This is a genomic window from Spirillospora sp. NBC_01491, from assembly GCF_036227065.1.
Classification (GTDB): domain Bacteria; phylum Actinomycetota; class Actinomycetes; order Streptosporangiales; family Streptosporangiaceae; genus Spirillospora; species Spirillospora xylanilytica.
Map to the genome: position 1 here is coordinate 7,319,216 of NZ_CP109432.1, position 20,361 is coordinate 7,339,576.

General features: G+C 74.0%; 18 protein-coding genes. 9 read left to right on the plus strand and 9 right to left on the minus strand.

Annotated features, from left to right (window positions below):
* Nucleotides 1-59: 59 nt before the first annotated feature.
* The 5 genes from rimO to OHA34_RS34040 all read left to right on the plus strand — a co-directional run bounded on the left by rimO (nucleotide 60) and on the right by OHA34_RS34040 (nucleotide 4,555).
* A complete protein-coding gene (gene rimO / locus OHA34_RS34020) occupies nucleotides 60-1,487 on the plus strand; it encodes a 30S ribosomal protein S12 methylthiotransferase RimO (RefSeq protein WP_329519970.1) in 1,428 nt (475 codons plus the stop codon).
* Nucleotides 1,484-2,095 carry a CDP-diacylglycerol--glycerol-3-phosphate 3-phosphatidyltransferase gene (gene pgsA / locus OHA34_RS34025; RefSeq protein ID WP_285937214.1) on the plus strand — a complete coding sequence of 204 codons (612 nt, stop codon included), beginning with the start codon at nucleotides 1,484-1,486 and terminating at the stop codon, nucleotides 2,093-2,095. Before rimO ends, pgsA begins: the two co-directional genes overlap by 4 nt.
* Before the next feature lie 91 nt (nucleotides 2,096-2,186).
* Nucleotides 2,187-3,482: a CinA family nicotinamide mononucleotide deamidase-related protein gene (locus tag OHA34_RS34030; protein WP_329519971.1), complete on the plus strand. Its 1,296-nt coding sequence runs from the start codon at nucleotides 2,187-2,189 to the stop codon at nucleotides 3,480-3,482.
* Nucleotides 3,483-3,593: 111 nt separating this feature from the next.
* Complete coding sequence (locus OHA34_RS34035) at nucleotides 3,594-3,950, plus strand: helix-turn-helix domain-containing protein (RefSeq protein ID WP_285937212.1); 357 nt, start codon at nucleotides 3,594-3,596, stop codon at nucleotides 3,948-3,950.
* Nucleotides 3,951-4,087: 137 nt separating this feature from the next.
* The gene (locus OHA34_RS34040) at nucleotides 4,088-4,555 is read left to right on the plus strand and encodes a Dps family protein (RefSeq protein WP_285937211.1); all 468 of its coding nucleotides are present in this window, start codon (nucleotides 4,088-4,090) and stop codon (nucleotides 4,553-4,555) included.
* A 58-nt stretch (nucleotides 4,556-4,613) separates the two neighbouring features.
* Here the strand turns inward: OHA34_RS34040 and OHA34_RS34045 are convergent, their stop codons facing one another.
* The 3 genes from OHA34_RS34045 to OHA34_RS34055 form a co-directional block, all read right to left on the minus strand.
* Complete coding sequence (locus OHA34_RS34045) at nucleotides 4,614-5,777, minus strand: methyltransferase domain-containing protein (RefSeq protein ID WP_329519972.1); 1,164 nt, start codon at nucleotides 5,775-5,777, stop codon at nucleotides 4,614-4,616.
* A 31-nt stretch (nucleotides 5,778-5,808) separates the two neighbouring features.
* Nucleotides 5,809-6,726, minus strand: coding sequence for a LysR family transcriptional regulator (locus OHA34_RS34050; RefSeq protein ID WP_285937209.1), 918 nt, complete (start codon nucleotides 6,724-6,726; stop codon nucleotides 5,809-5,811).
* A 196-nt stretch (nucleotides 6,727-6,922) separates the two neighbouring features.
* Nucleotides 6,923-8,365: an MFS transporter gene (locus OHA34_RS34055; RefSeq protein ID WP_329519973.1), complete on the minus strand. Its 1,443-nt coding sequence runs from the start codon at nucleotides 8,363-8,365 to the stop codon at nucleotides 6,923-6,925.
* Between the two features lie 71 nt (nucleotides 8,366-8,436).
* On the opposite strand from OHA34_RS34055, the gene OHA34_RS34060 reads away from it, so the two are divergent.
* Nucleotides 8,437-8,739, plus strand: coding sequence for an ArsR/SmtB family transcription factor (locus OHA34_RS34060; protein ID WP_285937207.1), 303 nt, complete (start codon nucleotides 8,437-8,439; stop codon nucleotides 8,737-8,739).
* 69 nt (nucleotides 8,740-8,808) lie between these two features.
* Entirely contained in the window at nucleotides 8,809-9,909 is a 1,101-nt protein-coding gene (locus OHA34_RS34065; protein ID WP_329519974.1) for an NAD(P)-dependent alcohol dehydrogenase, read from the plus strand.
* Here OHA34_RS34065 and OHA34_RS34070 read toward each other — a convergent pair.
* The 6 genes from OHA34_RS34070 to OHA34_RS34095 all read right to left on the minus strand — a co-directional run bounded on the left by OHA34_RS34070 (nucleotide 9,876) and on the right by OHA34_RS34095 (nucleotide 15,841).
* Nucleotides 9,876-10,664 carry a DNA-formamidopyrimidine glycosylase family protein gene (locus tag OHA34_RS34070; protein ID WP_329519975.1) on the minus strand — a complete coding sequence of 263 codons (789 nt, stop codon included), beginning with the start codon at nucleotides 10,662-10,664 and terminating at the stop codon, nucleotides 9,876-9,878. The genes OHA34_RS34065 and OHA34_RS34070 overlap by 34 nt on opposite strands.
* Before the next feature lies 1 nt (nucleotide 10,665).
* Nucleotides 10,666-11,130 (minus strand): RrF2 family transcriptional regulator, encoded by a 465-nt coding sequence (locus OHA34_RS34075; RefSeq protein WP_285937204.1) that lies wholly within the window; start codon nucleotides 11,128-11,130, stop codon nucleotides 10,666-10,668.
* A gap of 128 nt (nucleotides 11,131-11,258) precedes the next feature.
* Nucleotides 11,259-12,719: a glycoside hydrolase family 3 protein gene (locus OHA34_RS34080; RefSeq protein ID WP_329519976.1), complete on the minus strand. Its 1,461-nt coding sequence runs from the start codon at nucleotides 12,717-12,719 to the stop codon at nucleotides 11,259-11,261.
* Nucleotides 12,716-13,558, minus strand: coding sequence for a carbohydrate ABC transporter permease (locus OHA34_RS34085; protein WP_285937202.1), 843 nt, complete (start codon nucleotides 13,556-13,558; stop codon nucleotides 12,716-12,718). Before OHA34_RS34085 ends, OHA34_RS34080 begins: the two co-directional genes overlap by 4 nt.
* Entirely contained in the window at nucleotides 13,555-14,526 is a 972-nt protein-coding gene (locus OHA34_RS34090; protein ID WP_285937201.1) for a carbohydrate ABC transporter permease, read from the minus strand. The genes OHA34_RS34085 and OHA34_RS34090 overlap by 4 nt, the downstream gene beginning before the upstream one ends.
* 46 nt (nucleotides 14,527-14,572) lie before the next feature.
* Nucleotides 14,573-15,841 carry an extracellular solute-binding protein gene (locus OHA34_RS34095; protein ID WP_329519977.1) on the minus strand — a complete coding sequence of 423 codons (1,269 nt, stop codon included), beginning with the start codon at nucleotides 15,839-15,841 and terminating at the stop codon, nucleotides 14,573-14,575.
* Nucleotides 15,842-16,092: 251 nt separating this feature from the next.
* On the opposite strand from OHA34_RS34095, the gene OHA34_RS34100 reads away from it, so the two are divergent.
* The gene (locus OHA34_RS34100) at nucleotides 16,093-17,304 is read left to right on the plus strand and encodes an ROK family transcriptional regulator (protein WP_285937199.1); all 1,212 of its coding nucleotides are present in this window, start codon (nucleotides 16,093-16,095) and stop codon (nucleotides 17,302-17,304) included.
* 558 nt (nucleotides 17,305-17,862) lie between these two features.
* The gene (secA2, locus tag OHA34_RS34105) at nucleotides 17,863-20,253 is read left to right on the plus strand and encodes an accessory Sec system translocase SecA2 (protein ID WP_329519978.1); all 2,391 of its coding nucleotides are present in this window, start codon (nucleotides 17,863-17,865) and stop codon (nucleotides 20,251-20,253) included.
* The last annotated feature ends 108 nt before the right edge of the window (nucleotides 20,254-20,361 follow it).

Consider the following 20,361-nt stretch of genomic DNA (forward strand, 5'->3'; position numbering starts at 1 on the left):
CCGCCGCGAAGGCGTGGCCCACGGTCGGTCCGGGACGCCGGGACCATTACCTTAGGGGCATGTCTGCACGCCGCAAGGTCTCCCTCGTCACGCTCGGATGCGCCCGCAACGAGGTCGACTCCGAAGAGCTCGCCGCCCGCATCGAGGGCGCCGGCTGGGACCTGACGGCCAGCTCCGAGGGCGCCGACGTGGTGGTGGTCAACACCTGCGGCTTCATCGAGGCGGCCAAGAAGGACTCCATCGACACGCTGCTGGCCGCGCACGACTCGGGCGCCAAGGTCGTCGCCGCAGGCTGCATGGCCGAGCGGTACGGGGCCGAGCTGGCCGAGGCGCTGCCCGAGGCCGACGCCGTGCTCAGCTTCGACGACTACGGCACGATCGGCGACCGCCTCGACGACGTGATGGCGGGCCGCGAGCACCGGCCGCACGTCCCGCGCGACCGCCGCACCCTGCTGCCGATCAGCCCGGCCGAGCGGTCCGCGTCGGCGCCGCAGGTGTCCATTCCCGGCCACGGCGAGGTTCCCGGCCACGGCGACCTCCCCGAGGGGACGGCCCCGGCGAGCGGCCCGCGGGTGCTGCGGCGGCGGCTCGGCGGCGGCCCGGTCGCCCCGCTGAAGCTGGCGTCCGGCTGCGACCGCCGGTGCACCTTCTGCGCCATCCCCGCCTTCCGCGGCGCCTACGTGTCGCGGCCCCCGGCGGAGGTGCTGGAGGAGGCCCGCTGGCTCGCCGGGCACGGCGTCCGCGAGCTGGTGCTGGTCAGCGAGAACTCCACCTCCTACGGCAAGGACCTGGGCGACCTGCGCGCCTTGGAGAAGCTGCTCCCCGGCCTCGCGGGCGTCGACGGCATCGAGCGGGTGCGGGTCAGCTACCTCCAGCCCGCCGAGACGCGGCCGGGCCTGATCGAGGCGATCTGCGCGACGCCCGGCGTCGCGCCCTACTTCGACCTGTCGTTCCAGCACGCCAGCGGCCCGGTGCTGCGCTCGATGCGGCGGTTCGGCGACCGCGAGCGGTTCCTCCAGCTGCTCGACCAGATCCGCGCCCAGGCACCCGAGGCGGGCGTGCGGTCCAACTTCATCGTGGGGTTCCCGGGCGAGTCCGAGGCCGACTTCGACGAGCTCGCCGCGTTCCTCACCGACGCCCGGCTCGACGCGATCGGCGTCTTCGGCTACTCCGACGAGGACGGTACCGAGGCCGCCCACCTGGACGGCAAGGTCGACCCGGCCGATGTCGCCGCCCGCGTCGAGGAGCTGACCGCGCTCGCCGAGGAGCTGTCCGCCCAGCGCGCCGAGGACCGGATCGGCACCGAGGTCCGCGTCCTGCTGGAGGAGAAGGGCGAGGACGGCGGCTTCGAGGGACGCGCCGAGCACCAGGCCCCCGAGGTCGACGGCACCGTCACGGTGCACGGGGAGGGGCTCGCCCTGGGCGACATCGTCACGGCGAGGGTGACCGGCAACGACGGCGTGGACCTGGTTGCGGACGTGTCATGACCGCCGGCACCCCCGACTCCGCCGCCGGTCCGCCCGATCCGTCCCCGCACCCCGCCCCGCCCAGCGTCTACAACATCGCCAACGCCCTCACCCTGATCCGGATCGCGCTGGTCCCGGTGTTCGTGTGGCTGCTGTTCCTCGACGGCACCGCGATGCGGCTGGCCGCGTTCGTGGTGTTCGCGATCGCCTCGATCACCGACAAGATCGACGGTGATCTGGCCCGCAGCCGCGGGCTGGTCACCGACTTCGGCAAGATCGCCGACCCGATCGCCGACAAGGCGCTGACCGGCGGCGCGCTGATCAGCCTGTCGGTCCTCGGCGAGCTGTGGTGGTGGGTGACCGCGGTGATCCTGGTCCGCGAGGTCGGGATCACGCTGCTGCGCCTGGTGGTGATCCGGCACGGGGTGATCCCGGCCAGCAAGGGCGGCAAGCTGAAGACGGCGCTCCAGGTCTTCGCGATCGGCTTCTTCATCCTGCCCGGCCCGCTCGACCCGGTCCGCTGGGCCCTGATGGCCGCCGCGCTCGTCGTCACGATCGTGACCGGCGTCGACTACCTCGTCCAGGCATGGCGCCTGCGCGGCGCCCGCCGGGACCGTCCGGCGGCCTGAGCGGCGCCGGCCGCCCGAGGAGCACCCCTCCCGCCCGGGGCGGGAGCGGTAGATTCGGCGGCGTCCTGGCGGTTCGGATGGAGGGGGCGCGGTGCGGGTCGAACTGCTCACCGTCGGCGACGAGCTGCTGCTCGGCGACACGATCAACGGGAACGCGGCGTGGCTGGGCCGGCGGCTGGCCGATCACGGCGTCGAGGTGACCCGCAGCGTGGTCGTCGGCGACGAGACGGACGTGATCGTCCAAGCCGCCGGGGCCGCGCTGGAGCGGGCCGACGCCGTGATCACCACCGGCGGGCTCGGGCCCACCTACGACGACCTCACCCGCGACGCGCTGGCCAAGGCGGCCGGGGTACCGCTGATCCGCGACGCCGCGCTGGAGCGGCGGCTGCGTGAGCGGGCCGCCGCGTCCGGCCTGGAGTTGGAGCCGATGGCCCTGCGGATGGCCGAGGTCCCCGAGGGGGCGAGTCTGCTCCGCAATGCGGCGGGCAGCGCCCCGGGGCTGCGGGTGGAGCTGCCCGGCGGGGTGGTCTACGCGCTGCCCGGCGTCCCGTTCGAGATGCGGACCATCATGGACGAGGTGGTGCTGCCGGAGCTGGCCGCCCGCGCGGGCCGGCCGGAGGTCGCGCGGCGCACGCTGCGCACCGCCCGGCTGTGGGAGTCGGTGATCGCCACCCGGCTGGCGCCGGTGGAGGCGATGCCCGGCGTCAAGCTGGCCTACCTGCCCGATCCGGCCGAGGTGAGGATCCGGATCACCGCCGTCGGCCCGGACGCCCGGACCCTGCTCGCGGACGCTGAGGCGGGCGTGCACGCGGCCCTCGGCGACGCGGTCTACGGGGAGGGGGCCGAGGGCCTCGACCGGGTGGTGCACCGGCTGCTGGCCGAGCGGTCGGCGACGGTCGCCGTGGCCGAGTCGCTGACCGGCGGGCTCATCGGGGCCGAGCTGACCGCCATGCCCGGCTCGTCGGCGACCTACGCGGGCGGCGTGGTCGCCTACGCGACGGAGCTGAAGCACCGGCTGCTGGGCGTCCCCGAGGCCCTGCTGGCCGAGCACGGCGCCGTGCACCCGGAGGTGGCCGCCGCCATGGCCGAGGGCGTGCGGGACCGTCTCGGGGCCGCCTACGGGCTCGCGGTGACCGGTGTGGCGGGTCCCGAGCCCCAGGACGGGCATTCGGTTGGGACGGTTTATGCCAGTGTGGCCGGACCGGGAGGTCTGCTGACGGTGACCGCACCGCGACTCCCCGTGCCCGGGGCCGGGTCCGAGATCCGCCCGGTGATCCGCAGAATGACCGTCGTGCACGCCCTTGAGCTGCTTAGACGGACTCTGCTGGGTCTTGACGTGGACGACGCGGCGCGCGAGGGTCGAGGCGTTCGGGAAGAGACGGGCTGATTACAGCGTTACGTTCCGAGCGAACACGAAATCAACGGTCTGCCGCGCCCACCGCCCGGCCGGGTACGGTGGAACCGGCAGATGGTCCGAACTGAGGGAGGGAGCGAGACGATGGTCCTGCTTCGCCAGCTGCTCGGTGACGTACTGCGGCAGCTGCGGCTGCGCCAGGGACGCACCCTCCGTGAAGTGTCCGCGGCGGCACGGGTTTCCCTCGGCTATCTCTCCGAGGTAGAGCGGGGTCAGAAAGAGGCGTCTTCGGAGTTGCTCGCCTCGATCTGCAAGGCCCTGGGAGTGCCGCTGTCGCACGTTCTGCGTGGGGTCGCCGACTCATTGGCGCTCGCCGAGCTTCAGCACGAGCCCGTCATGGCGGGCGCGCCACCCGAGCATGAGCGCATCACCACCGAGAGCATTCCGGCCACCCCCGAGGAGATCACCGGCGAACTCCGGCCCGACATGGTGGCGGCCTGACGCTCATTTGACCCGAAGACTCTCATTTGACCCAAAAGAGACCGCGGGTGTGCGCGGGCTCACGAGTGAGGTCGGCATAGGAGGGGATCCTTCTCCGTTGTAACGGTCACACCGGAACGACGCGGAAGGAGCCCCTGATGGCGGCGGTCAAGAGCACGCTCACCGAGGCGGCGCGCAAGACCACGGGCGAGGCGCTCCAGGGCGCCCTCGTCGACCTGATCGACCTCTCTCTGGTGGCCAAGCAGGCGCACTGGAACCTGACCGGGCGCAACTTCAAGGTGGTGCACGAGCACCTCGACGAGGTGGTCGACCTGGCCCGGCAGGGCGCCGACGACGTGGCCGAGCGCGCCGTGGCGATCGGGGTCAACCCCGACGGCCGCGCCCGCACGGTCGCCGACCGCACCGCGCTGCCGCAGCTCGAAGCGGGCTACCTCGCCGACGACAAGGTCGTCGCCGCGGTCACCGACACCCTCGCGCAGATCATCGGCCGGTTCCGCGAGCGGATCGCGGCGACCGACGAGCCCGACCCGGTCACCCAGGACCTGCTGATCGGCCTCACCGCCGGCCTGGAGAAGCAGCACTGGATGTTCCAGGCGCAGACCTGACGGGTCCCGCCCGAGCCCGCTGATCCCGTCCTGATCCCGCCGCCCGGCGCGCGCCCGGCTAGGGCGGCCTGACGATCTGGGCGGGACGGTCGAGCCAGACCGCCTGGCCGGCCGGACCCGCCGTCAGGCCGAAGCGCTCGCGGCACGGCCGTCCCCAGGACACCCAGGCGAAGTAAGCGGCCTCCACCTCGTCCCACAGGCGCCGGGCCCCGTACTGGAGGACGGTGTGGTCACCATCGCCCGGCACGAAGTCGGCCGCGGCCCAGGCGGGGTCGGCGCCCTGGTTCTCGATCGCCCAGATCCGGCACGAGCCGTCCGGCGCCGTCGCGATCTGCGACCGGACCCCCGGTACCTGCGCCGCGATCGCGACCTCGGCGCCGGCGGAGTCGCTCAGCGTGGCCCGCGGGTCCAGGCGGGTGGTCGAGGCGTCGGCGTCCGCGGACGGCCCGGGCACGCCGGACGGGCGGCGCTGCGAGCGCAGCATCATGAAGCCCGCCGCGCCGGTCAGCCGTCCGGTGGCCGTCGCGTCACCGGTGACGGTGAGCCGCGCGACGTGCCCCATGCCCCAACCGGGCGACCACGGGAACACCAGCACCCCGCCCGGCCTGGACTGCCCGGCCCACGCGGCGGGGACGCGCTCGACCCCGCAGGTCACGTGCACCCGGTCGTACGGCGCGCCGTCCGGGGCGCCGTCCGCGCCGTCGCCCGCCAGCAGCCGCGGCGACAGGCCCGCGGCCTCCAGGTTGGCGGCGGCGCGGGCGCTCAGCGCCCCGTCGATCTCCACCGAGGTCACGTTCGGCGCGCCGAGCCGCCAGGCCAGCAGTCCGGCGGTCCAGCCGGTCCCGGTGCCGATCTCCAGTACCCGGTGGTGGTCGAGCGGGCGCAGCGCGTGCAGGAAGATCACCACGACGCTCGGCGAGGAGCACGAGCTGGTCCAGGTGCCGGCCCCGTCCGCCGCGCCGTCGTCCACCTGCGCGGCGATCGCGGCGTCGGAGTAGACCGCGTCCCACCAGGCGTCCGGATCGGCGTCCCGGTCGATCGCGAAGCTCTCGTACCGCGGCCGGTCCGGCACCACCAGGGCCGACGGCGGCGCGAACAGGTGCCGGGGGACCGCGTGCAGCGCGGCGCGCCACCGCTCGTCGGTCAGCCGCCCGGCCCGCGCGAGCGCGTCCGCCAGCCGGTCGACGCGGTCGCGCAGGTCCCCGGGCGCCTCGGTGGTCATCCCCCCACTCTGCGCGGGGGGCGCCGGGGACTCAACGTGCGGGGTCGGCGAGTCGGCCGGGCCGCCCGGTGAGATGCTCGAGGACGGTGTCGGCGAACTCCCTGGCCAGGGGCGTGAGCGCGTCCCACTGGCGGGCCGCCCAGCCGGCGGTGAGCGGCGGGAGGCCGGGGATCGGGACCAGCCGCACCACCGCGCCCATGCCGAGATTCCAGCCCGGCAGGGCGGGCAGGATCGCGTGGCCGAGGCCGAGCTCGGCCAGCAGCAGGGCGGTGTCCCAGTCGGCGACGCTGGTGCTGGACGCGAGCCGCACGCCGTGCAGGTCCAGGTGCCGTTCCAGGTGCAGGCGCGAGGTGGAGTGCGGGGGCAGCTCGATGTGCCGGATGCCCGCGAGGTCCTCCAGCGCGATCGACGGGCGGTGCGAGATGGGGTCGTCGGTGCGCGCGGCGAGCACCCACGGCAGCTCGCAGGAGGGCCGCTGCTCCACCCCGTCGAACGGCGGGCCGATCGTGACCCAGGCCAGATCGGTGTCGTGCGCCCGGACGGACTCCAGGCAGCGGCGGCTGGACCCGGCGGTCTCGAACTGGAGCGCGGCGTCGGGATGGCGGGTCCGGAAGCCGGCCACGCCCCCGGCCATGAAGTGCCGGACGGTGGTGGCGCCGGTGGCGATCCGGACCGTGCCGCCGACGCCCCGGCGCAGGTCGTCCAGCCGGCGGAGCGCGGTGCCGATCCCGGCGATGCCGTCGGCCGCCGCGCGGTGCAGGATCCGGCCCGCCCCGGTCGGGGCGACACCCCGGGGGAGCCGTTCGAGGAGGGGGAGCCCGGTCTCGCGCTCGAGCCGCTTCACGTGCTGGCTGACGGCCGACTGGCTACAGGACAGGTCGCGGGCCACGGCGCTCAGGTTGCCGGACTCGCAGACGGCGACGAACACGCGTAGATCGTCCAAGGTCATACCGGCCAAGGTATTGCTTGGGTCTCATCAAGGAAAGCCGAGAATTGACTTGGGTGGCGAGCCGTCGCAGGATCGGCGTACGGGCGCAGGATCCGGCGACCCGGCAAGGCGGCGACCCGTCCGGGTCCGGGGGACCTGGGCGCCAGGGCATCTGCCCGGACGGGCGTCGACCGCCCGGGCAGATGCCCTGGCGCGTTCAGCCCGCCTTGGCGGCCAGGGTCCGCGCCCCGGTGCCGATGCCGGCGAGCGAGGCCAGGACGGCGATGCCGAACACCGCGGCGAACGAGGTGGCCTCCTCCCAGCCGGCCGAGACGCCGAAGGCGAGCACGGCGCCGCTCAGTCCGGTCATCAGCGCCACCGAGAGCGTCTCCGAAAGCTGGAGGCCCGCGCTGGCCGCGCCCTCCTCGCCGGCCTTGGCCTGGCCGAGCGCGAGGGTGGTCACCGACGGGTAGACCAGGCCCATGCCGAGGCCGCCGACGCCCCAGCCGACCGCGGCCAGCGCCACCGGCAGCGCCGGATGCACCGCGACGGTCGCCACGAGGAGTCCGAGCCCCGCGACGAGCAGCACGAAGCCGGCCATCACCCGCATCCGCCGTCCCCGGTCGCCGCCGCGCTCGTCGAAGCGGGCCTGGAGCCACGCGCCGCCCACCCAGGTGATCGCGCCGACCGCGAGGGCGAGGCCCGCCTGGGTGCTGGACAGCCCGTACACCGTGGTCATCGTCAGCGGGAAGAACGCCTCGCTGCCGTAGTAGGCGACGCTCACCAGGCCGCGCACCGCCACCGCGCTCGGCAGGCCGCGGCGGAGCCGCAGCGTGCCCGGCGGGAGCAGGCGGCGCAGCACCGGGATCGTGATCGCCAGGCCCACCAGCACCAGCGGGACGAGGTAGAGCGGCTCGCGCGCGTCGAGTCCGGCCATCAGCGCGCCGACGCCGACGGCGAGGGCGAGCGTCGCCCACAGCCGCCCCCCGCCGGACGGGCCGCCGTCCGCGCCGTCCGCGCCCGCCCCGCTGGGGCCGAGGCCGCGCAGGCCGGGCAGGGTCAGGACGGCGGCGATCGGGACCGCCGGGATGAAGACGGCGAACACGATCCGCCAGTCGGTGGAGTCGGCCAGCCGGCCGAGCAGCACCGGCCCGATCAGCGCCGGGAGCGTCCAGCAGGAGGCCACCAGCGCGAGCATCTTGGCCCGCAGCCGCTCGGGGTAGGCGCGCCCCACGCTGAGGTAGACCAGCGTGAGCACCCCGCCCACGCCGAACCCCTGGGCGGCCCGCGCCGCGAGCAGGACCGGCCAGTTCGGCGCCACCGCGGCGGCCGCGCACCCGGCGGTGAACACCGCGAACGCGATCAGATAGGGGCGGACGGCGCCGGTCCTGTCGGCCAGCCGGCCCGCCAGCACGGTCCCGACCATGTTGGCCAGCATGAAGCCGGTGAAGGCCCAGCCGAACAGGGACAGGCCGTCCAGGTCGGACGCGACCTTCGGCAGGACCGTGGTGACGCCCAGCCACAGGAACGCCACCACCGTGACCGAGAGGGTGAGGCCGATGGTCAGGGCCCGGTGGCGGGGGGACAGCACCGTCTCGGTGGGGGCCGCCTCGGCGGAGTCGGGCGGTGCCGTGGTCGGACCCTCGGCTGGTTCGGGCATCGCCGCTCCTGTATAGGGGATTCACTATTTAGGATTTCGACTATATAGAGAGAGGGCGATAGAGTGTCAACATGATCGAGAGCGACGCGCGGCACGTGGCGATGCTGCGGGCCCTGGGGCACCCCGTGCGGCTCGGCATCGTGCAGCGGCTCGCCGTCGAGCCGGAGACCTGCGCCTGCGACTTCACCGCGGTGTTCGGGGTGAGCCAGCCGACGATCAGCCAGCACCTCAAGGTGCTCCGCGAGGCCGGGCTGGTGACCACCCGCCGGCACGGCACCCAGATCTGCTACTCGGTGGCCCCCGCGGAGTTCGCCGAGCTGGCCGGCCTGCTGGCCGGCCTCGGTCGGGCGGTCCTGGCGCCGGCCGCCGGCTGAGCGCGATACTCGACCCGTCGGGACGACGGTCGAGAGCGCGGGCGGGCCCGCGCCGGAGGGGCGGGGCCGATGCGCGCGTTTCGGATCGAGGAGTGGCAGCGGCCACCGCGGCTGGTGGAGGTGCCCGACCCCGAGCCGGGACCGGGCCAGATCCTGGTCGAGGTCGCCGGCTGCGGGCTGTGCCACTCCGACTTCACGATGATGGGCATGCCGGCCGAGGTCGGCGGGGCCCTCGGCTGGCACGCGCCGTTCACGCTGGGCCACGAGACCGCGGGCCGCATCGCGGCCATCGGCACCGGCACGGGCACCGGCACGGGCGCGCCGCCGCTCGCGCTCGGCGACGCGGTCGCGCTCGTCTCGCCCGCGTCGTGCGGCACGTGCTGGTACTGCGTGCGCGGGCAGGACGGCTCATGCCCGAACGGTCTCGCGGGACGCGGGTACGGGCGCGACGGCGGGCTGGCCGAGTACGTCCTGGTCGACGGCGCCCGCGACCTCGTCCCGCTGCGCACCCTCGACCCGCGCACGGCCGGCCCGCTGACCGACGCGGGCGCGACGGCCTATCACGCGGTGCGGCGCGTCCTGCCGCGCGTCCTGCCGGACGGCGTCGCGGTGGTGATCGGGGCGGGCGGCCTCGGCGCGTTCGCCGTGCAGTTCCTGCGCGCCCTCACCGCCGCGCGCGTGATCGCGGTCGACCCCGTCCCCACGCGGCTGGAGTTCGCCCGCGAGCTCGGCGCCGACGAGGCGCTCGAGGGGGCCGGCGACACCACCGCGGCCGAGATCCGGGAGCTGACCGGCGGGCGCGGCGCCGACGCGGTGCTCGACTTCGCGGGCGCCGACGCCACGATTCGCGCCGGGCTCGCCGCGGTGCGGCCGGGCGGGGCGTACGGGCTGGTCGGCGCATCCGGCGGGACGTTCGACCGGCCGTGGTTCGGCGGGCTGCCGCGCGACGGTGAGGTGTTCACCTTCCAGGGCTCGACGATCGCCGACGTCCAGGAGGTCGTGGCGCTCGCCGAGCGCGGCGTGGTCCGCAACGAGGTCGAGCTCTTCCCGCTCGACCGGGTGCAGGACGCCTACGCCAGGCTCGACAAGGGCGAGCTGCGCGGACGGGCGGTGGTCGTGCCGGGCGGCGGGCCTGATCAGGGGGCGGGCTGGCAGCGGGGGCACCAGTAGGTGACGCGCTCGCCCGCGTCGGAGGGCTGCCCGGCCCGCTGGATCGGAGTGCCGCAGCGGCGGCAGGGGCGTCCGGCCCGTCCGTACACCCAGTGCGTGTGGCCGCGCCGCAGGTCGCCGGTGGTGACGTGCCCGTGGCGTTCCTTGTTGGCGTCCAGCAGCCGGTGGGACAGCTCGACCAGGTCGGGCAGGCCGTTCACCTCGCCCACCGGCGTCCACGGGTGGACGCCGCGCAGGAAGAGGATCTCGGCCTTGTAGACGTTGCCGATGCCCGCCAGCCCGGACTGGTCGAGCAGGGCCTCGCCGACCGCGCGGCCGGGCCGCTCGCCCAGCCTCCGCACGGCCTCGGCGGCGAGGGCGGGCCCCCAGCCGGGGTCGAGCAGGTCGGGGCCGAGATGCCCGACCGCCGCGGCCTCGTCGGCGGTGCGCAGCAGCTCGACCACGCCGAGGGAGTAGCCGACCGCCTGCCACTCGGCGTTGGTGAGGATCAGCCGGACGCGGTGGTCGCGCGGCGGCGGCCCGGCCCGGCGGATCTGCCAGCGGCCCTCCATGAGCAGGTGCGTGTGCACGGTGAACCCGCCCTCGACCCGCACCAGGAGGTGCTTGCCGCGCGGCACCGCCTCGCGGACCGTCCGGCCGCGCAGGTCGGTGGCGGCGAGCCGCGGTACGCGGAAGTCCGAACGCGTCAGGGGCCGCCCGGCGAGCGCCTCGTGCAGGCGCCGGGCGGCCAGCCAGACGACATCGCCCTCGGGCATGTCAGATGAAGGAGGGGCTTTCCCAGGCGGCGGGGTCCTCGGTGAGCTTGCGGACCGGCTCGGGCAGCTCGCCCGCGGCGATGTGCGCGAGGCTCACCCGCTCGAGGATCGCGCGCTCGCTGGCGCGCAGCGCGATCCAGACCTCCTGGAGCGAGCGCGCGGGGCCTTCGTACCCGACATGCTCGGGCCGTTCGCCCCGCACGCCGAGCAGCGGGCCGTCGATCGCGCGGATGATGTCGGCCATGGAGATCTGCTCGGCCGGCTTGGCGAGCCAGTAACCCCCCTCCGGGCCGCGCTGGCTGCGGATGATCCCGGAGCGACGCAGCTGGCCGAGGATGTTCTCCAGGAACTTGGGCGGGATCTGCTGGGCCTCGGCGAGCTGGACCGCGGTGACCGGATGACTTCCGGCCACCGCCAGCTCCGCGGAGGCACGCAGCGCGTAGTCGACCCGGGCGGACAATCGCATGCGCCTATTATCCCTTGCCGATCGGACTGGTCGGGCTTTAGGGGTGCCCCATGACCGGAAACCCGCCACGGCGGCGGCCCGAGAACCTCCGGGCCGCCGCCGTGGCCGCCGCCGTGGCCGCCGGCCCGTCAGGCCCCCGCGCCGCCGGGCCCGGCCAGGCCGAGCAGTTCCGCCGCAGCCTGGGCGTTGGCCTGCGCGGCGCCGTACGTCGCGAGGTGGACGGCGGCTTCGGGCCGCCACACGGGCAGCCCCATCTCCACCACGACGGCGTCCGGACGGGCGGTCAGCAGGGCCGTCGTCAGGGCCCGCTGGCCCGAGTGCCGGTGCGCGTCGCGGAGCACGATGACCAGCCCCCGGCCCTTGGCACGCTCCAGCAGACCGGGCGCCTCCTCCGCCGTCCCCGCGGCGTGCACGGCGTCGGACGCCCAGGGGGCCAGGCCCCAGGGGGTCGGGCCGACGGCGATGTTGCCGGTCGAGGCCAGCCCGACGACCAGGGGCGACCCGTCCCAGCCGGGCAGGGCCCCCGACACCCGCAGCGCGCGCCGCGCCGCGTCCAGGCCGGCGGCGCGGTCGACCCTGGCGGCGCCGTGCCCGGCGAGCCACTCCTTGAGCCGCCGGGTCCGCTCGGCGGCGTCCGCCAGCCGTTCCGGGGCGAGCCGGCCGGTGCGCACGGCCTCGTCGATCGCCGCGAACGTCGCGCGGACGGTGTCGGCGTGCTCGTGCGGGCCGAGGCACAGCAGGTCGGCCCCGGCGATCAGGGCGCGCACCGACGCCTCGGGGATCCCGATCGCCCCGCTCGCGCCGCGCATGTCCAGCGCGTCGGTGACGATCACCCCCTGGTGGCCGAGCCGCTCGCGGAGCAGCCCGGTGATCGCCTCGGGGGAGAGGGTGGCCGGCACCCCGTGGGTGATCTGGGGCAGGTTGAGGTGCCCGGTCATCACCGCCCGGGTGCCGGCCTCGATCGCCGCCCGGAACGGGACCAGCTCGCGCCGGTCCAGCAGCGCCAGGTCGGCGTCGACGATCGGGACGCCGAGGTGGGAGTCCTCGACGGTGGCGCCGTGCCCGGGGAAGTGCTTGGCGCACGCCGCCACGCCCGCCTCCTGGGTGCCGGCCACGGCCGCCGCCGCGTGCCGGGCCACCAGCGCGGCGTCCGGCCCGAACGAGCGGGTGCCGATCACCGGGTTGTCGTCGGCGGTGTTGACGTCCACCGACGGGGCGAAGTTGAGGTTCACCCCGACCTCGGCCAGCTCGGCGCCGAGCGAGCGGTAGACGCGGCGGGTCAGCTCCGGGTCGTCCACCGCGCCGAGCGCGGCGTTGCCCGGATAGGGGCTGCCGGTCAGGTGCCCGCCGAGGCGGGTGACGTCGCCGCCCTCCTCGTCGATGGTGACGAACGGGTCGCCGGACTTGCGCATCTCGGCGGTGAGCCCGGCCAGCCCCTCGGGGCTCGGCACGTTGCCGTTCAGCGCGAACACCGTGACGCCGCCGAGGCCCTGCTCCAGCTCGTCGCGGAGCCAGCGGGGGACGGTGGAGCCGGAGAAGCCGGGGAGCAGCGTGCCGCGCGCCAGCCGGGAGATCTCGCCGCCGGTCATCCCTTCACCGCCCCGGCGGTGAGGCCCGACACCATGCGGCGCTGGACGAGCAGGAAGAAGACGATGACGGGAATGGTCAGCAGCGTCGACGCCGCCATGATGGGCCCCCATGCGTTGCCGCTGCGTCCGAAGAAGAACTGCAGCATGATCGGCAAGGTGTACTTGTCCTGGTCGTCCAGGAAGGTGAAGGCGAAGATGAACTCGTTCCACGCGGTGATGAAGGAGAAGATGCTGGTGGCGACCAGGCCGGGCGCGACCAGCGGCAGCAGCACCGTGAAGAACGTCCGGATCGGGCCGGCGCCGTCGATCGCCGCCGCCTCCTCCAGCTCCTTCGGGACCGCGGCCACGAAGCCGCGCAGCATCCAGATCGCGAACGGCGCCGCGAACCCGATGTAGACGATCGCCAGGCCGGGCAGGCTGTCGAGCAGCTCCAGCCGCTTCAGGTCCAGGAACAGCGGGATGACCAGCGCCTCGCACGGCACCATCTGCACCACCAGCAGCATGATCAGGAAGGTGGTGCGGAACCGGAACCGGAACCGTGCCACCGCCGTCGCCGCGAGCAGCGCCATCAGGCCCGACACCAGCACGGTGACGATGGCCAGGATCGCGCTGTTGCGGAAGTAGGCCCAGAACGACACCTCCGCGATGCCGCCGTTGAGCACCAGGTCGAAGTGCTCCAGGGTCGGGTGCGCGGGCAGCGGCTTGGGCGTGCTGCTGAAGATCTCGTTGTTGGGCTTGAACGCGGTCGAGGCCATCCAGAAGACCGGGAAGATCGAGGCCAGGAAGACCAGGACGCCGGTCCCGTTCAGGGTGATCTTGCGGAGCCTGCGCGATCTCATCGGGTCTCCCCCTGACGCACCATGACCCGCACGTACAGGGCCGTGACGATGAGCAGCACCACCGTCAGCACCATCGCGATCGCCGAGCCCATGCCGAGCTTGGGATTGAGCGATCCGAACGCCTCGGAGTAGGCGTACAGCGACAGGTTGAACGAGTCGCGGTTGGCCAGCCCGGCCATCACGAACAGCTGGGTGAAGACCTTGAAGTCCCAGATGATCGACATGACCACCAGCACCAGGAAGATCGGCTTGAGGATCGGCACGGTGATGCTCCAGAACGTGCGCCAGGGCCCCGAGCCGTCCACCCGCGCGGCCTCGTACAGCTCGCTCGGCATGCTCTTGAGCCCGGCCAGCACCGACACCGCGACGAACGGGCACGCCTGCCAGACCACGCAGACCGTCAGCACCGTGTAGGCCGACAGCGGCGTGGCGAACCAGTTGTAGTCGTCCCAGCCGCCGCCGACGAGCCAGTCGGGCAGCAGTGCGAGCAGCCAGTCGACCACGCCGCCGGTGGTGCCGAACAGCCAGGAGAAGATGATCGCCGCGGTGACCGGCGGGGTGGCCCAGGCCACCATCACGCCGCTGGCGACGAAGCCGGACATCCGCCGGCCGAGCTTGTTGAGCAGCAGGCCGATCAGGGTGCCGACGACGAGGGTGAGCGAGACCGCCACGAGCGCGAACAGCACGGTGTGCCGCAGGGTCTGCCAGAAGAACGGGTCCTTGAAGATCGTGGCGAAGTTCTCGGTGCCCACCTGCTCGGCGGGCTCGCCGCGAAGCTGGCGGTTGCCGACCTTCTGGAACGCCATGACGCCGATCTGGATCACCGGCCAGAACATCAGTACGGCGATGACGACGACGGTCGGCGCGATCAGCAGGTACGGCCCCATGCGGGGGCGGCGGCGGGGACGCGCCGGGCCGGAGGATCTCCGGCCCGGCGCCTTCCGCGCCGCGGGAGCGGTGTCGAGCATGGACTCCAGTCCGATCAGCGGGGACGGGGCGGCGCGGGCCGCGCGGTCACGGGTTAAGCAGTGTGTTGGCCTGCTCGTTGGCCTTCTTCAGCTCGCCGTCGGCCGCCTTGCCCTGCATGATCGCCTTGACCGTGTTCGGCAGCACCTTCTTGGCCTGCTCGAACTCGGCCCAGCCCGCGGTGATCGGCGGGAACTTGGTGCTGCCGGCGATCTCGGTGAAGATCTCCAGCTTGGGGTCGCTGAACTTCACGTCCCCGCGCATCGACGAGAAGCCGCTGTAGTCGGCCCACGCCTTGGCGTTCTTGGCGTTGTTCAGCACCGTCATGTAGTCGAACGCGGCGCTCTTGGCCTTGGTGTCCTTCCAGACCGCCACGTCCGAGCCGCCCGCCATCACCGGCGCGTTGCCGCCGGTCTTGGCCGGGATCGGGAACACCGCCCACTTGTCGGCGTCCTTCGCGGAGATCTTCTTCATCTCCTTCAGCGCCCAGCTCCCGTCGATGTACATCCCGAGCTTGCCGAGCGCGAAGTCGCGCTGCGGGCCCTCCAGCTCGTTCTTGCCGATGTACTTCTGCGGGGCGACCTTCTCCTTGGTGACCAGGCCGGTGTAGAAGTTCACGGCCTCGACGGCCTGCGGCTGGTCGAGCTTGCCCGCCCACGTGCCGCCGTCCTTGGTGGCCACCTCGCCGCCGTTGCCCCAGATGAAGCTGAGGAGCGCGTTGGTCTGGTCGCTGGGCGCGCCGATCCCGGGGATCTTCTTGGCGTCCTGGAGCTTCTTGGCCGCGGCGGACAGATCGGCCCACGTCTTCGGCTGCTGGATGCCGGCGTCCTGGAACCAGTCGGTCCGATACCAGACGCCGCGGACGCCGCCGTACCAGGGCATCGCGTAGGTCTTGCCGCCCGACTGGTCGTTCTGCAGCGCCGCCTTGTTGAGGGTCTTGGCGTCGGCCCATCCGGAGATCAGGTCGCTGATGTCGGCGAGGCTGCCCTGCTCGACGTGCGACTGCACGTCGGTGTTGCCGATCTCGGTCACGTCCGGGCCCTCGCCGCCGGCGGCGGCCTTCTGGAAGGTGGTGGCGACCTGCGGCCACGGCACGTACTTGATCTGGACGTCGGTGCCCGGGTGCTTCTGCTTGAACTCGGTCTCGACGCCGTCCAGGAACTTGGTCTGCTCCGGGGTCCCGTCGCCCATCATCCACACCTTGAGCTGCGCGGGGTCCTTGCCCGAGCCCGCGTCGCCGTCATCGTCGCCGCCGCCGCAGGCCGTGGCGGCCAGGGCGATCGCGGCCGTCGCGGCCGCAATCTTGATGTACTTCACTGGGGGATCCTTTCCGGCATCGCCTCGCGTGGCCGTCCGGCCGCGGTGCGGTCGGAGCCGGGCCGCACCCTTTAGGGTCCAGCCATGCCCGGCTCTTCCTCGCACCGGCCGCGGGCGCCCTGCTCGCCAGTCGGCGCTCTGCGTGCGCCCCCCGTCCCGGGGTGGGGGCCGGGGCACTGGGGGTAAACTAACAAGAAACTTTCCTAAACAAAACCGCTCGTTAGCGGATTGAGACATCGAGGGGGCGCATCATGGCCAGACGCCCGGGAACACCGCGGCTGCTCCGTGAGCTGAACGACCGGTCGGCGCTGGACCTGCTGCTCGGGCAGGGCCCGCTGACCCGCGCCCAGATCGGCGAGCACACCGGGTTGTCGAAGGTCACCGCCTCCCAGTTGCTGTCCAGGCTCGAGGAGCGCGGGCTGGTCGAGGTCGTCGGGGAGCAGGCGGGGGGCCGCGGCCCGAACGCGGCGCTCTACGGGGTGGTGCCGTCGAGTGCCTACGTCGCGGGCCTGGAGGTGGGGCCGGACGGGGTCACCGCCGGCGTCGCCGACATCACGGGCTGTATCGCCGCCCAGGTCACGGTCGATCCTAACGGCGCGGACGATCCGGTGAAAATGGTGCACAACGCGGTGGTGAAGGCGTGCCGCTCGGCCAAGGTCGCGGTCTCCAGGCTCAGCGCCTTCGTCATCGGGACCCCCGGCGTCGTCGACCCGCGCTCCGGCGACGTCCAGTTCTCCTTCGACCTCCCGGCCTGGCATGAAGGCGTGCTCGCCGCGCTCAAGACCGACCTGCGCCGGCCGGTGACGATCGAGAACGACGTCAACCTGGCGGCGCTGGCCGAGCGGGCCTACGGCGCCGCCCGCGACGCCGAGGACTTCGCGCTCATGTGGTTCGACCGCGGCATGGGCCTGTCGGTGATGCTCGGCGGCCGGCTGCACCGCGGCCGGTCCGGGGGCGCCGGGGAGATCGGCTACCTGCCCGTGCCCGGGGCGCCCCTCCCGCTGGCGGCGGCCCGCCGCGGACCCGAGGACGAGGGGTTCACCGAGTCGACCACCTGGGGCAAGCCGGCCCTGGCCGGCGGCTACGGGTCACTGGTCGGCGCCGACGCCGTGCGCGCGCTGGCGCACGAGTACGGCATCGCCGGGCCGAGCGCCGTCGCGTGCGTCCAGGACGCCGCCGCGGACGAGGACCGCGGCGGCCCGTTCCTCGATGAGCTGGCCAACCGGATCTCCTACGGCGTGACCTCGGTGAACATCGTGCTCGACCCGGGCCTGGTGGTGCTGTCGGGCCAGCTCGGCCGGGCCGGTGGACGTCCGCTGGCGACCCGGATAGAGCGTGCCGTGGGCCGCATCAGCCCGACCCGCCCGACCGTCGCGGTCACCGAGGTCGAGGGCAACCCCGTGCTGCGCGGCGCCCTGCACGCCGCCCTGGAGCAGGCCCGCGACGAGGTCTTCTCCGCCTGACCCCGCGAGGGGCGGGCACCGGCTCCCGCACAGACGCCGGAGCCCCCGCGAACGCCGGAGCGCCCCCCGCGCGACTGCGTGGGGGGCGCTCCGGAGCGGGCCGTGGTCTCGCTTGCGTGCCTCTGCTCGGCTACTTGGCGGACGCCGTCTCGGCCGGGTGCCGATCGTGCCACCGAGGGTCCCGCAGGGCTCGATCGATGACCGTCTGGCTGATGATCTGGCGCTTGCGCCGCTGTGCGGCGGCCCACCGTGCCGTCGGTGTCATAACGACTCCCCGTTCCGCGGCGGCGCTTCCCCTGGCCACCGCAACCCCGTATGAACCCATCCTCCCAACCGGGGTGCCGGAAGGGATCCACCCAAGGGATGAAATCGAGGTCAGACCTCGTGCCTAGGTGGGATGACGCGGAAAGATCACCTGCGGATCCGGGGTGTTCCGCGGGGCCTCCGGGGTGGTCCCGGGCTCGTCCGTCCTGAGATCATCTGTGGGGAACGCGCGACCGCGCGCGGCCGTTGGGGGAAGCGTGACCGAACACACCACCGTCCGCAGGGGAGGGCGCCATGGCGCTGCGTGACCGGCTGCGGCGGCTCGTCCAGCGGCCGGGGAGCGCCGACCTGGCGCCGTTCCAGGACGTCGCCGGCCGGGCCGGGCGGCGCGAGGAGCGGACCCGCGGGCTGAGCGACGCCGAGCTGACCGCCGCCGTCGCGGCGCTCCGCGACCAGGACGAACCCGACCTCGCCGAGCTGTGCGCCCTCGGCCGCGAGGCCGCCCGCCGCACGCTCGGCGAGCGCCCGTTCGACACCCAGCTCCTCGGAACGCTCGCGCTGCTCTCCGGGCACGTCGCCGAGATGGCGACCGGCGAGGGCAAGACCCTGGCCGGGGCGCTCGCCGCCGCCGGGTACGCGCTGCGCGGCCACCGCGTGCACGTGCTGTCGGTCAACGACTACCTCGCCCGGCGCGACGCCGAATGGATGGGCCCCCTCTACGCGATGCTCGGCGTCTCCACCGGTTGGGTCGGCCAGACCTCGAGCCCCGGGGAGCGCCGCGCCGCCTACGCCGCCGACGTGACGTACGCCCCGGTCAGCGAGGTCGGCTTCGACCTGCTCCGCGACCGCATGGCCACCGGCGAGGACGACCGCGTCCTGCCCGCGCCCGACGTGGTGCTGGTCGACGAGGCCGACTCGGTGCTGGTCGACGAGGCGATGGTCCCGCTCGTCCTGGCCGGCGCCACCACCCCCGTCGTCGAGGAGGCGCCCGCCCCGGCGCAGGCCGACTCCGCCTACGCCGACCTGGCCAGGCGGCTGCGGCCCGGCCTGCACTACACCACCGACGACGAGGCCCGTAACGTCCAGCTCACCCCCGCCGGGGCGCGCGAGGCCGAGCGGGCCCTCGGCGGCGTCGAGCTGTACGCGCCCGCCAACCTGGAGCTCCTCACCTCGGTCAACGTCGCGCTGCACGCCGAGGTGCTGCTCCACCGCGACGTCGACTACATCGTCCGGGACGGCGCGGTGAAGCTGATCAGCGAGTCGCGCGGCCGGGTCGCGCTGCTCCAGCGCTGGCCCGACGGGCTCCAGACCGCGGTCGAGGCCAAGGAGGCCCTGGAGGCGTCGCCGACCGGCGAGATCCTCGACTCGATCACCGTCCAGGAGCTGATCGGCCGCTACCCGGTCCGGTGCGGGATGACCGGCACCGCGCTCGCGGTCGCCGGGCAGCTCCGCGAGTTCTACACGCTCGAGATCGCGGTGATCCCGCCGAACCGGCCGTGCGTCCGCGACGACGAGCCCGACCGGCTCTACGCCACCGTCGCCGACAAGGAGGTGGCGATCGTCGAGGAGATCTCCGCGGCGCACGGCACCGGGCGGCCGGTGCTGATCGGCACCGGCGACGTCGCCGAGTCCGAGCGGCTGGCCCGCCGGCTCGGCCGGGCCGGGCTGAGCTGCGTGGTCCTCAACGCCAAGAACGACGCGGAGGAGGCGGCGATCATCGCCGAGGCCGGCACGCACGGCGCGATCACCGTCTCCACCCAGATGGCCGGCCGCGGCACCGACATCCGCCTCGGCGGCTCCGGCGCGGCGCCCGACGCCGGCGCGGCGCCCGACGCCGGCGCGGCGCCCGACGCCGGCGCGGCGCACGGCTCCGGTGCCGCGCACGACACGGTGACGGAGGCGGGCGGGCTCCTGGTCATCGGCACCGGCCGCTACCACAGCAGCCGCCTCGACGATCAGCTCCGGGGACGCGCCGGACGGCAGGGCGACCCCGGGGGCTCGGTGTTCTTCGCCAGCGTGGAGGACGGCCTGGTCACCCGGTACGCACCCGACGAGAAGGCCAGGGGCACGGCCGGCGATGACGGGCTGATCACCGACAAGGGCGCGCACTGGCTCGTCGGCCACGCGCAGCGCGTCGCCGAGGGCGTCGACCTGGAGCTGCACCGCAACACCTGGCGCTACAACCACCTGATCGACTTGCAGCGCCGCGAGATCCTCGCCGAACGCGACGAGGTGCTGTGCGGCGACCGGGCCGACGCGCTGATGGCCGAGAAGGCGTCCGGCCACCATGCCGAGCTGGCCGGGATCGCGGGCGCGGAGGCGGTCGCGGGCGCCGCCCGCCAGATCGTCCTGTTCCACCTGGACCGCGGCTGGGCCGAGCATCTCGCGTTCCTGTCCGACCTGCGGGAGGGCATCCACCTGCGGTCGCTCGGCCGGGGCCTGGACCCGCTGATCGAGTTCAACCGCGATGCGGTGCCCGCGGGCAAGCGCCTCCTCGACACCGCCCTCGACCGCGCGGTCGAGGGCTTCGCCGAGCTCACCGCGTCCGAGGACGGCATCGACCTCGGGGGAGCGGGCCTGCGGCGCCCGTCGGCGACCTGGACCTACCTGGTGCACGACAATCCGTTCGGCTCGCTGGACGAACGCACGCTCAGAGGGGTCGTCGCCCTCTTCAAAGGCCGCTGACCGCGCCCCGCCCCGCCTGGCCGGGGAGGAGGGCGTCGGCGGTGTCGCGGGCGGTGCGGGCCGAGTCGGGCCTTCCGGCGGCGGAGCCGGGCGCCGGTGAGGCGCGCG